This is a genomic window from Methanobrevibacter sp. (assembly GCF_045611865.1).
Taxonomy (GTDB): Archaea; Methanobacteriota; Methanobacteria; order Methanobacteriales; family Methanobacteriaceae; genus Methanocatella.
Genome location: NZ_JAZKXX010000036.1, coordinates 1 through 12,548 on the forward strand (window position 1 = coordinate 1; position 12,548 = coordinate 12,548).

Annotated in this window: 15 protein-coding genes; 9 read left to right on the plus strand and 6 right to left on the minus strand. The window is 32.9% G+C overall.

The annotated features are described in order from the left end of the window. The 3 genes from ACKI32_RS04015 to ACKI32_RS04025 all read right to left on the minus strand — a co-directional run. A partial coding sequence (locus tag ACKI32_RS04015) for an MFS transporter (RefSeq protein WP_407413736.1) occupies positions 1-671 on the minus strand: 671 nt, incomplete at its 3' end. A gap of 11 nt (positions 672-682) precedes the next feature. Beyond that, the gene (locus tag ACKI32_RS04020) at positions 683-1,156 is read right to left on the minus strand and encodes a MarR family winged helix-turn-helix transcriptional regulator (protein WP_407413738.1); all 474 of its coding nucleotides are present in this window, start codon (positions 1,154-1,156) and stop codon (positions 683-685) included. A gap of 157 nt (positions 1,157-1,313) precedes the next feature. Further along, entirely contained in the window at positions 1,314-1,496 is a 183-nt protein-coding gene (locus tag ACKI32_RS04025) for a MarR family transcriptional regulator (protein ID WP_407413740.1), read from the minus strand. Positions 1,497-1,601: 105 nt separating this feature from the next. On the opposite strand from ACKI32_RS04025, the gene ACKI32_RS04030 reads away from it, so the two are divergent. Beyond that, positions 1,602-2,192, plus strand: a complete 591-nt coding sequence (locus tag ACKI32_RS04030; RefSeq protein WP_407413742.1) for an Ig-like domain-containing protein — start codon at positions 1,602-1,604, stop codon at positions 2,190-2,192. A 222-nt stretch (positions 2,193-2,414) separates the two neighbouring features. On the opposite strand, the gene ACKI32_RS04035 is transcribed toward ACKI32_RS04030, so the two are convergent. Beyond that, entirely contained in the window at positions 2,415-3,098 is a 684-nt protein-coding gene (locus ACKI32_RS04035; protein WP_407413744.1) for a hypothetical protein, read from the minus strand. A gap of 62 nt (positions 3,099-3,160) precedes the next feature. Between ACKI32_RS04035 and ACKI32_RS04040 the strand changes: the two genes are divergently transcribed. From ACKI32_RS04040 to ACKI32_RS04050, 3 genes are read left to right on the plus strand one after another with little or no spacing between them, the layout of a single operon-like run. Then, positions 3,161-3,883, plus strand: a complete 723-nt coding sequence (locus tag ACKI32_RS04040) for a hypothetical protein (protein ID WP_407413746.1) — start codon at positions 3,161-3,163, stop codon at positions 3,881-3,883. A gap of 55 nt (positions 3,884-3,938) precedes the next feature. Then, positions 3,939-5,387 (plus strand): dihydrolipoyl dehydrogenase family protein, encoded by a 1,449-nt coding sequence (locus ACKI32_RS04045; protein ID WP_407413748.1) that lies wholly within the window; start codon positions 3,939-3,941, stop codon positions 5,385-5,387. A gap of 8 nt (positions 5,388-5,395) precedes the next feature. Further along, entirely contained in the window at positions 5,396-5,728 is a 333-nt protein-coding gene (locus tag ACKI32_RS04050; RefSeq protein WP_407413750.1) for a hypothetical protein, read from the plus strand. Positions 5,729-5,733: 5 nt separating this feature from the next. On the opposite strand, the gene ACKI32_RS04055 is transcribed toward ACKI32_RS04050, so the two are convergent. Then, on the minus strand, positions 5,734-6,693 hold the full coding sequence (locus tag ACKI32_RS04055; RefSeq protein WP_407413752.1) for a PLP-dependent cysteine synthase family protein: 960 nt from the start codon (positions 6,691-6,693) through the stop codon (positions 5,734-5,736). 130 nt (positions 6,694-6,823) lie between these two features. Further along, positions 6,824-7,477: a class I SAM-dependent methyltransferase gene (locus ACKI32_RS04060; protein WP_407413754.1), complete on the minus strand. Its 654-nt coding sequence runs from the start codon at positions 7,475-7,477 to the stop codon at positions 6,824-6,826. A 117-nt stretch (positions 7,478-7,594) separates the two neighbouring features. Here ACKI32_RS04060 and ACKI32_RS04065 point away from each other — a divergent pair, with 117 nt between their 5' ends. From ACKI32_RS04065 to ACKI32_RS04085, 5 genes are all read left to right on the plus strand, one after another. Beyond that, a complete protein-coding gene (locus tag ACKI32_RS04065; protein WP_407413756.1) occupies positions 7,595-8,221 on the plus strand; it encodes a TetR/AcrR family transcriptional regulator in 627 nt (208 codons plus the stop codon). Beyond that, positions 8,222-9,313: a radical SAM protein gene (locus ACKI32_RS04070; protein WP_407413758.1), complete on the plus strand. Its 1,092-nt coding sequence runs from the start codon at positions 8,222-8,224 to the stop codon at positions 9,311-9,313. Continuing rightward, positions 9,306-10,346, plus strand: coding sequence for a DUF116 domain-containing protein (locus ACKI32_RS04075; protein ID WP_407413760.1), 1,041 nt, complete (start codon positions 9,306-9,308; stop codon positions 10,344-10,346). Before ACKI32_RS04070 ends, ACKI32_RS04075 begins: the two co-directional genes overlap by 8 nt. 109 nt (positions 10,347-10,455) lie before the next feature. Continuing rightward, on the plus strand, positions 10,456-11,301 hold the full coding sequence (locus ACKI32_RS04080) for a pyridoxamine kinase (RefSeq protein ID WP_407413762.1): 846 nt from the start codon (positions 10,456-10,458) through the stop codon (positions 11,299-11,301). Positions 11,302-11,325: 24 nt separating this feature from the next. Then, positions 11,326-12,492 (plus strand): cytosine permease, encoded by a 1,167-nt coding sequence (locus ACKI32_RS04085; protein ID WP_407413764.1) that lies wholly within the window; start codon positions 11,326-11,328, stop codon positions 12,490-12,492. Positions 12,493-12,548 lie beyond the last annotated feature (56 nt).

Consider the following 12,548-nt stretch of genomic DNA (forward strand, 5'->3'; position numbering starts at 1 on the left):
ATTTTACCTGAAGTGGTAATTAATGTTGTAAATCCATAAATAAATGCTAAAATTCCAATGGCATATAATATGGATCCGACCTTATCGATTTTGTCTTTTTCATAGGGTTTCCACTCTTGAGGTATTTTTGTTATCATTAAAATAATACATAATACTAAAAATGGAATTACAAAGTAAAACATTGCTCTCCAGCCTAAATTATGTACTAAAAATCCGCAAATAACTGGTGAAAGAGAGGTTGCTAGATATACTCCAGTTACTGTAAAACCAAGTGCTTTTCCTCTGTTTTGTGGTTTAACTGCCTGTACAACCATTGCCATGGCTGACACGTTTAAGAATGCTACTCCTGCACCCTGAATTATTCTAAATACTAAAAATGATTCAGTTGAAAACGCAAGACATGCACCGATTGAACCTATTAAAAATACTAAAATCCCTGCAAGTAGAGACTTTTTAACACCAAATTTTCCTGAAATCTGTCCTGCTGGAACTGTAAATACAGCTACAACAAGGAAAAATATTGTTGGCACCCAGTTTTGAATAACATTATTCATTGCAAAATCCTGTGCAATGGCTGGAACACCAATGATTATGCCATTTGATAAAAACACCGCAAAAAATGATGTTATAAATGATACAAATATTACATATGTTTCAAATTCTAGTTTCATAATTAATCCCTCTATTCAATTAGTTTCATTCCATTAATCGCAATTTCCTTAATTCTTTCTTTTAACTCATAATCATTATCTGTTATTCCCACTTCTTTTTCCCAATCCTTTGAGACCTGTCTGATTTTGGGGACCAGATTATTCCCTTTTTGAGTTGTATTCAACATGTATTTACGCCTGTTTTCTGGATTTATTTCACGTTTAATAAACCCATCATCCTCCAGTTTCCTTAAGGCTTTGGCAATGTTGCCTTTACTTTGTCCGAACATGTTTACAAGGTCCTCTTGTGAGCAATCTGGATTGTCATAAATGAATATGATGTAACGTACGTCATGGCCCAGATTCATCTTTGAAATCCTGGATTTTATGTATTTTTGTTGATTCAGGGAGATGTTGTGAATCCATGCAATAAAAGGGGATTTGTCAATGATTCCCTGATGGCTTTCTTTTTCGATAGTATCACCTTGTATTACATATTTGTCCAAAAGATAATATAAATGTTTCTAATGAAACAGTTAATAATGAAACTATCAAAAGAATTAAAAACTAGAAAATACTTTCTATATTTTAGACGATTAAAGTTAAAATTTCATTTGAAAAGGTTAGGTTGGAAATAGGTGGTAAAAAAGGTAAAAAAAGATGTTATTTGTCTGCAAGAGTCCAGTAACATCTTTTAGGAGAAACAATAGTTTCATCCTTTTTTAATTCTTTCATGATTTTGTCAACTTCTTTTTTCTCAACACCAGAAAGTTCACTAACTTTTTTAGCGTTTAACGGGTCTTCGGAATTTTTGAATGTTTCAATTACTTTTTCTTTGTTATCCATAGTAATCACTGTTTGTAAATATGTAGAAAACATTATTAATAATTAGTTATAGTAAATTATATATTAATTCAAAATGATTATTAAATAAGTGGAGGTGATTATTAAATGAGTAAAAAAGTGATAATTGCAGTAATAATTATCTTAATTCTTGCAGTTGTTGGTGTTTTTGCATTAACACAAGGAAGTGCTAAAGCTGATACCCAGATTAATTTTTTAAGTCAAAATACATTAAAAAATGGGGATCAGGTGCAGTTTGTTCTAACAGATGCGCAAGGAAACCCAATTGCAAATCAGGAAGTAACTATTGCATATGAAAGTAATGGTGAAATTCAAAATTATACAATTACTACTGATGCTGAAGGTAAAGGAGGATTATTGTTATCAGATCAACCTACCGGTGAACATAAAATGTCTGTGAGTTTCAATGGAAACGACCAATACAATCCATGTGTCGGTGAATTCGCCTTTACTATCGAGGAAGGAACATCAGATGCTTCAACCGATGTGTCATCTTCTACAGCAGGAACATCTTCATCTAACGGCAATTCATCAACTTCAAGTTCTAATTTAAATTACAATAGTGAATATAATGTCTATTATGATGATAACGGTGTTGTTCGTGGCGGACAAAGTGATGGAGATAGTATTGATAATGTAATTAGTGGTGCTGAAGATCACGCAAAAGATTTTGATTAGAGATTTATTCTCTATTTTTTTTATTTAATAAGAATAGAGTTAAAAATTAGATTTGTTTTTTAAGTATATTCTTTTTAGATTTTTCTTTTTCATTTAATTTTTCTTTTAAATTTTCAATTCCAATTTCATGATTTTCCTCCTCAGTTAATTTTTTTTTGTTTTAATGTATTTTTCAGTAAATAAATATTTGGTATGGCTAAATTTTATTATTTTTTAAAAAAATTATAGGTTATCAACAATAAGTGAGAATAATTCTTTAGTTTTTTCTGTTGCTGTACTTTCCCAAATGTCTTCAGGAATCTCATATACAAATGTGGGATAGCCTGCCTGGGCAATAGGTTTTGAAACCAAAACTGCAGAGGTTGATTTGTATGTCTCATTACCTGTAACAGGATAATAGTTAAAATCACTTGAGCTGGAAATGCTTTGGGCAATACTGACGGATGCATCATCCATTTCAGGAGTTGCTAAATAAAACCCTTCGCCATAGGTAGGAACATGAGAATGACTTATTATAACTGCATCGGCATCAGATGAAGTCACATGAGGATTTACATAATCATGAACAAGGTTTTCACCATTTTCACGTCCGATATCATAGTCCTGAGGATTATCAGTGACGGTAACCTTGTAATGGATAATTTTCACATCATCATTACCGTATTGTTTTGCAGCTTCAATTTCAGAATCAATTGACAATGTTTCTCTTGGATGAATGCCAGTAATCAATGCAATGGCAGTTGGAGCGCTTTCATTACCTGAAATTCCAACTTCAACAGTTCCAATACTGGTATTAACAAGTGTAGTATATGAAATCTCATTGTAATGTGAGTTCTGGATATATACAATTCCGCCAACGATTAAAATAATGGCCACAATGAGGATTATCACTGAATTTCTTTTCAAATTTTTCACCTTTAATTAAGATTAGATAGATTTAATATCTATATTTATCGAATATTTAAACAATGATTAAAAAGGAATATGTTATAATTTCAGTTTTAATAATCATTATCTTGATTTTATTTGCATTAATTGTTAATGAGGTTGTCATTAAAAAGGATTCAGACAATAATCTAATTTACAGAGAAACAATTGCAAATAATACTGGCGATCCGGGGACTGTTGAGGTAATTAGAAATATAGGAAATCCCGATGGAAAAAGGATAGCTTATGTGGTTGGAATACATCCTCTGGAATATCAGACACACAATACATTGGTGAATTTGCTGCCGGATGTTTCCAATCTAAAAAATTCCTATGATATCTATATCATCAATGTGACTGAGGATGTTGGCCATTATGGTGACGGGTCATCAGATAATAGTTTAGGAAGGCAAAATGGTCAGAATTTGGCCTACAAATATGTTTATCCTGAAATCCTAAACGGTTCCTATGATCTGGTTATTGATATTCATTCAAATGTAGGGGCTTATTCATATCAAACATTTGTTTTCAGCCCAGTTAAGGATGGATTGGCCAATCAATATGCAAATCAGATAGCCTTAAACAGTGAAAATATATCATATAATGCACCAGACTCAACAACAAGCGGACCTTACTTAACGGTTCCGTTGAATGAAATGGGAATTCCGGCATTTTACTTTGAAGAATATTCCTTTGCTTCTCAGGATATTAAAGATAATCATATGCTGGAGTTAATCGGCAATGTAGATAAACTTTTTAGTTAAAAATTTATATTTAATTTTACATATTAATGAACAGTTATTTAATAGAGGTTAATTCATGGAATACAATGTAATTTATATTGGAAGTGGAAATGCATCATGGCAAGGCGGAAGATTTCTCAGAAAAGCAGGCCTTAAAGTACTGATTATTGAAGAAAGCTTATATGGTGGTGCATGTGCAAATAGAGGATGCAACACAAAGGCAATACTTGATGGACCCTACGAAGTGAAGGCATTAACCGATAACTATGATGGTGCTGGAAAAAAAGGCAACTTTGATGTGGATTGGAACGAATTAATTCAATTGAAAAGAAAACGGATTGCCGGAATGTCACTGTTTTTAGATGGCAAATTCGATGAATATGACCTTGACGTTGCCCATGGAAAAGGAGTAATTGTAGATGAACACACTGTCAAGGTTGGAGAAAGACAGTTTACAACAGATAAAATCGTAATTACCACTGGTTTAAAACCGGTTGTTCCAGATATTCCAGGTAAAGAATACCTGCATGACAGCAATGACTTTTTAGATGTGGATGAACTTCCAAAGCATGCAATCATTATAGGGGCAGGCTTTGTTGGAATGGAAGTTGCATCAATTCTTGCAGAAGCGGGCCTTGAAGCTGACGTGATTATAAGAGGGGACATGGCATTGAAATACTTCCACCAACCTTATGTCCAAAGAGTAATAAAAGTTCTTGAAGAAAAAAACATACGCTTCCACTTTAACCAAACTGTGAAAGAGGTTATAAACAATGTCAAAATTGATAATCCTGAAGCAAAAGTCAATAACGCCATTCAGGGAATTAATGCAAATGAAGATTTAAGAGATCCTGATTCTAAAGTCAATAATATTGCTTATGAAAATGGTTTTACTGTTAACTGTGAAAGTGGATTAAGCTTAACCGGGGACTATGTGGTAGCTGCAATGGGAAGAACTGCCAATGTGGAGGATATTGGCCTTGAAAATGTAGGTTTAACATACACTAAAAGCGGTATCAAGGTAAACGGACACTTGCAAACAGATGTTCCAAACATCTATGCTGCAGGAGATGTTGCAGATACAGGAATTGCTAAGTTAGTAACCGTGGCAATACATCAATCCAAATACCTTGCAAAAGAACTGTTGGGCGAAGCTGATGAGATAACATATCCTGTTGTACCTGCAGTTGCATATACCATTCCAAGAATAGCTACTGTAGGTGTGCCGGCATATGTTGCAGAGGAAAGTGAAGAATATGAAGTTCACACCATAAGATATGGAAAATCATATTCTGCTGTGCTTAAAAATTCACCAAAAGATGAAGCAAAAGTAATTGTGGATAAGGATTTGCAAATTGTAGGTGCTGAGATATATGCTGCAGATGCAGAAAACGTAGCAAACATGTTTGCATTTATCATAAATCAGAAAATAACTCTTGAAGAACTCGATTACATGATTTACACATTCCCTTCAAGCAGTTCAGTTTGCTTATACAAGTTACACAATATCCATTATAAATTTTAGGTGATATGATGGGTGAAGATGAGATTACTTATAAGGATATTGAAGAATATGACTCTCTATTTTCTTTAGCACCGTCATTTCTACTTGAAAGGTTTGCTAGAAAGAACACTAATTTGGTATTGAAGTTTCATTCTTCAATACAGTCACATCTTGACAAATTGGATGAAACTCATAAAAAGAAGTTAGATATTATTTTAGATACTGATGTTGATAGGCTGCAAGCTTTATTACATGAAGCGTATTTAAAAACCAATAAAAAGCAATATAAAATATTGGCTAATCCAAAATATAAATATTTCATTGAGTTTAATTTAAATGAGATAAGAAAGATGGTTGATTAGTTTTTTTAAATTACTTCAAATCCAACCAATTTTATTCTGTTGGATAGTAATTTTGGATCATCATCAATCGCTTCGGATAATTTGGTGGTAATATATTTTTTATTGTCATCAGCAAAAACAGTTGCTATTGTAAGTTCATCACTATCCATTAAAACACTTGCAAGGAAATTTGCTCCACTTGAAATACCAATACCCAAACCAAACTCTTTTGCAATCCTTTTAGACATATTAATTGCATCACAATCATGAATTAAAACAATATCATCAATTAAATCTTGATTTATGATGTCTGGAATAAAGTCATCACCTATACCTTCAATCAAGTGGGACCCTTCTTCCATTCCCATTTTAAGTATTGATAATGTTGATGGTTCAAGGGCTATTATTTTAGATGAAGGATTGTTGTCCTTTAATCTTTTACCAATGCCCATTAATGTTCCTCCAGTTCCTATACCTGAAACAAATGCGTTCACGTCTGGAACGGCATCAACAATTTCTTGGCCAGTTGTTTTATATTGGGCTTCTGTATTTAATGGATTATCAAATTGGAGTGGTCTGAATGCATTATGTTCATTGGCAAATTCTTCTGCAAGTTCAAGTGCCTTTTTAAATCCACCTTCCTCTTTGGATACAAGGTGAACGTGGGCACCATACATCTCAATTAGGTTTCTTCTCTCTAAAGATACCCAATCAGGCATGAAAATATGAACGTCATGACCAAAAAGTGCACCAATTGCACTAAATGAAATACCCGTATTTCCACTTGTAACCTCTACAATTACCTGGCCTTCAGCCAAATTACCATTTTCTCTTTCTTTTTTGATAATATATAAAGCAATTCTATCTTTAATACTTCCGGAATAATTGTAGTATTCAAGTTTAGTGTAAATACTTCCTGGTTTTCCTTCATATTCATAGTCAATCTTAATCATTGGTGTATTGCCAACTAACTTTTCGATATTCATAACATTCAATCCAATTTAATGATATAACATTATAATATTAGTTCGTTAATAATAAAATACTTTTTTAAAATAAACCTTAAATGAATTTCTTCATTGCCTGTGTAATTAAGTTGGTATCCTTATTATCATCTTATTTTTGGGATATTACACATATCCAATTAGCATAATCGCCGGTAAATGAATCTTTTGACTCTTTATTATAAAAAGTTATTTTAGAAAAACCTGCTTCTTTTAGGAATTTATTTAATTCATCCCTTGAATATATATTTGCATCCAACAATTCGATGAACTCTTTTTGGCGTTCATCATCTTCAATAGGCTGTGCTTCATTAGCGATTAACAATATTCCATTTTCTTTTAAAACTCTTCGAACTTCCTTTAAATCATTTATAAAATCAGGCCAGAAATATACGGTTTCAAATCCAGTAACAATATCAAAATAATTGTCTTCAAATGGCATGTCAGAAACAGTGCCCTGAATTATTTCACATCTTCCATCATCAATAGTTTTTTGATTTAATTTTTCTGACCTTTCACATGCAAGTTCAGAGTAATCAAGTCCATAGACTTTATTGTCAGTCATTTTTATAAACCTTTCAACGTTTATTCCACCACCACAACCGATATCTAATATTATATCATCTTTGGATATATTAAAGTGGCTTACAGACCATTTGGCAAGATTTTCATGATTTTTATTCATATTATCTATCAATTTGGAGCCCAATTCACCTTCAGGTTTTCGAGCATTCAACAACAATTCATTATCCATATATTTCCTCATGCTTTTTCTCCTAAGCTATTATTTGATAATTAAATATTAAATTTTTTTGTATTCTTTAGAGTTAGTTTTATATATGATGAAAAAAATATTATGCCTAACGAACAGTAGGTTGGAAATATGAATACAAAAGAAAAAATATTTGATGTATCCCTAGATTTATTTTCAAAAAAAGGTTATGATTCAGTTTCTTTAAGAGAAATTGCTGAAGAGGTTGGAATTAAAAAAAGCTCAATATACAGTCACTATGCATCTAAAGAGGCAATATTAATGGACATATTTGATTACTTCACAGGTCTTTTTGAACATAATCAAATGCTCAATGGTAAGGATTTAATATTAGCTCCTGATAATGAGATACTGCTTGAAAATCCGGAACTCTTTTATCATATGGGTTCGGAGGCCATAAAATCAATGCTGTCGGAGGAGAGGAACCTTAAAATCTGGAAATTGATATTCATCCAAATGCACTACAACGAAGATATAAGAACCTATTTTCAAAATGAAATACTCGTTAAACCGTTATTATTTTGGAATGGCTTTTTTACTATCCTAAAGGAAAATGGAATTATCAAACCTGATTCAAATCCTAAACTATTGGCCAAGGAATACTACAGTTTTCCCATATATCTGCTTTTTGAAATATGCGCTAAATATGATGACATTCCTCAAAGCGCTTTGGATAATTTCTTTGATGAAGCTGAAGCCCATGCAAAATTTCTTCTGGATTGTGTGAGGGTGAAATAAATGGTGAATGAATTTAATATTCAGGAATATCTGGCTGATGGTGTAGAATACATTATTAAAGATGCAATTCGCTCAACCCTTAAAAATCCAAAAGAAACAAGGTTTTTATTTAAGTTTTCAAAACACGCAAAAAAAGCAACTAAAATCAGACAAAAATACAGTGAAAATAACCAAAATATTCCTGTTTTTTTAATTGCAAGCATTACAAGCAGCTGCAACTTGCACTGCACAGGATGCTATTCACGAGCCAATAATGCATGCAATGATGATGTTCCTCAAAATCAACTTTCAGACGATGAATGGGAAGTTGTCTTCAATCAAGCAAAAGATATGGGAATAAGCTTTATTGTTCTTGCAGGTGGTGAACCAATGTTAAGGAAGGATGTTATTTTAAAAGCATGTAATTATCCTGAAATTCTCTTTCCAATATTTACCAATGGAACCCTGTTGAACGAAGACTATTTGAAGTTACTTGATGACAATAGGAATCTAGTCCCTATATTATCCATTGAGGGAGATGAAAAAATAACTGATTCAAGAAGAGGTGAAGGTGTCTATAATCAGTTGGTCGAATCAATGAGTGTGATGAGAAAAAATAATATAATTTTTGGTGCTTCACTTACATTTACTAAAGGAAATTTATCTTCTTTGCTTTCAGATGATTTCATTGATAGGTTACATGATTTTGGATGTAAAGTGGTGTTTTTCATTGAATATGTTCCTGTTAATGAACAAACAAGGAATTTGGCCCCTAGTGATGAAGAAAGGGAAATGTTATTAGATAAACTTGATAATTTACGTAACAATTATTCAGACATGCTATTCATGTCATTTCCAGGAGATGAAAAGGAATCTGGAGGTTGTTTAGCTGCAGGAAGAGGATTTTTCCATATAAATTCACAGGGTGGTGCTGAACCTTGTCCTGCTTCACCGTACTCTGATGTTAACGTTAAAGAGACTTCTCTTATAGATGCATTGAATTCAAGATTATTCAAATCCCTTAGAGAAGGTGGGATTCTTTTGGATGACCATGAGGGAGGATGTGTGTTGTTTGAACATAAAGATGATGTTGAAAGAATATTGAATGAATAATTTAAGTGGAGATGAAATTATTTATCCTTATAGATTAAATGAAGATTATTATGCTAATGTTAAAGCATTTGGAGATGAATTTTTAGAATATTCACAGAAATTCAATTTCAAAAGTGATGAGGAATCACTTGAGGCATTATGCATTGGTGTTTACTGGTATCTTTATGGTTCAACAGCTCTAGATTTGGATAGTAATATACATCAAGCACTATCAAATCTGGCAGAATATAGAAGAGCATTTCCAGAGGACAAACCTTTCATTGATGATTTGAGGGGAAAACTTCTGACCAAGTTCTTATTTAAGCCATTTGAGAAGAATAATGAAAAGCTAAATGAAGAAAATCTTTCAATGCTGATTAATTTTCTGGAGGCTACTGGCGACTATATGGATCAAATTCCTCATTTTAGAAATTTTTCACATAATCTCGACGATTGCCTTGAGTTGACAAAATGGTTTTGCAAAAATAGCAGAAAATATCTTGGAGAATATACATTTGGCTTGAATGAATATCTTGAAAACAATGGTACTACTCATTTAATGCAGGAAGATGTCATATTTTACCATGGTCATGAGCTTGAATATCATTTAAACATGCTTGGAGCCGAGATTATGACAAGAATATTCAAGGAAGAATTTGAAAAAAGACCGAGAAAGGCAATAATTCTTCCGGGTTGTATGAACTCCAATTCCAAAAAGTGTAGGGCAAGGCAAGATAGGTTGGGAGATGTCTGCACATTTTGCAATCCGAATTGCAATGCATATAAAATATCTAAAGAATATTCAGATTATGAAGTATATATAGTATCACATGAATCAACTGCTTTTAAGGGTGCAAAAAAAGAAGATATGGAAGAGTTGGGCATAGTAGGCATTACATGTGTGTTAAATTTGATTTCAGGTGGATGGAAATCATCAAATATGCTAATTCCGCCCCAATGTGTATTGCTGGAGCATGTAGCATGTAAAAGCCATTGGTTAAGTGAAGATATCTATGGAAATATTGATGAAAATCATTTAAACTCAATTTTGTAAGTTATTTTTTTCATTTTAATAAAATTGTACATATTTAGACAACAAAACTTTATATAACACGTGATATAAATAGTAATACGGATTTAAATAATACATATAGGATGAAAAAATGAGTGAAACTACAAAAATATTAACTATTCAAGATATATCCTGTTATGGGCAATGCTCAATAACCGTTGCACTTCCAGTCGTATCAGCATTCGGAATAGAAACTGCAATTCTTCCTTCTGCAGTATTGTCCACACATACTTCAGGTTTTACTGATTTCACTGTTAGAGATTTAACCGAAGATTTGCCTGAAATTAGAAAACACTGGGAAAAAGAAGGAATATATTTCGATGCAATATATACTGGGTTCATTGCTTCAAAAGAGCAATTGGATTACATTAAAGATATAATTGATTCAAGATTAAAACCTGGCGGACTTGTATTCGTAGATCCTGCTATGGCGGACCATGGTGAATTTTACAATGGATTTGACCAGGAATTTGCAGATGCAATGGGTGAACTCTGTAAATTGGGAGACTTTATTCTTCCAAACACTACTGAAGCTTGTTTCATATTACATAAACCATGGAAAGAGGAGTTTTCACATGAGGAAATGTTGGAAATGGCAAATGAACTTTCCAATTTCACCAAAAGACATGTAATATTAAAAGGTGATACTCACAATGAAGGCCAATTGGGAATGGTAGTTTTAGATAAACAGGAATCAACTATTGAAATGGTTTATAATGATAGAATTGATTACGTATCCCATGGAACAGGTGATGTTTTTGCATCATCATTCGTAGGTTCAGTAATGAATGCAAAATCTCCTGCTGTTGCAACTAAAATTGCCGGAGAATTTACAAAAATAGCCATTGAAAAAACCATTGGTGATGAAACCCACACTTATGGAGTCAAGTTCGAACAGGCGATTCCTTACTTGTTTGACTTATTGAAAACTTATTAAAATTTAATTTTCAGCGGAGCTAATATGAAAAATCGCACAGGATTGTTTACAAATTCAGTAATCTGGTTTGGAGTTGCCATATCTGTTTCTGAAATTATAGCAGGTATTCAAATTGGCTCTGCAGCACCTATAAACTCAATATGGGCACCATTAATATTGGGGCATATTATAGGTGGCTTATTACTTTTTGCAGTCGGTTTGATTGGAGCACGGCTTCGATTGAATGCAATGGAATCCATCAAATCCACATTTGGTACTTATGGTTCCAAGTTTTTTGCCACATTAAACGTGATGCAGCTTGTAGCTTGGGTTGCGGTTTTAAATGCTCAGGGAACAACTGCACTATTGGGCCTTAACTTACCTATTCCTTTTCCGGTTATAAGTTTTATTCTTGCAGGACTTGTTGCAGTATGGGTATATATAGGTCTCCAACGCTCTTCAAGGATAACAACTCTAGTGATGATAACTTTAACAGTATTGCTTATTGCATTGTCTTTTAAGTTATTTGGAATGAAAGTAACACATCCGACTATCATAAATTCTGAAATGTTAAGCTTTTGGAACATATTTGAAATTTCAATTGCAATGCCAGTTTCATGGTTGCCTGTAATATCTGACTATACCAAGGATGTTGAAAAGCCTGTAAAGGCATCAGCCTTATCAGCATTTGCCTACACTCTGGCAAGCCTTTGGATGTATTTCATTGGTGTCGAGATTGTTGGAGTTGGAACAACTGATGTTTCCCAGGCAATTCTCATGGCAGGCCTTGGAGTCATTGGTGTTATAATATTGGTGCTTTCAACCGTTACAACCAATTTTTTAGCAACAAATTCTGCCGGAGAATCTGCAAAGGCTATATTCAACAGATTGGACCCTAAAGTTACCGGTGTTTTAGTGAGCTTGTTAAGCGCAATTATTGCAATTTCTGGAATAATGGACCATTATATTGATTTTCTTTATTTGATTACATCAGTTTTTGGTCCAATGGCTGCTGTGCTTCTTGTATCATTTTATTTAGGAAAACAGGATAATGACCGTAAGACATGGATTTGGAATCTCTTTGCATGGTTTGTAGGTTTTATTGTTTATCAGGTGACTGTTAGCTTTGATTCCATCTTTTTAGGCCCTACTCTACTTGCGGTTATCGTATCTGCCACACTTACATATTTATGGATTGTCTTTAAAAAATAACATTTTAATAATTAAATAATCATATAGATTAATAATTAAACTATTTTGGGTTAGAT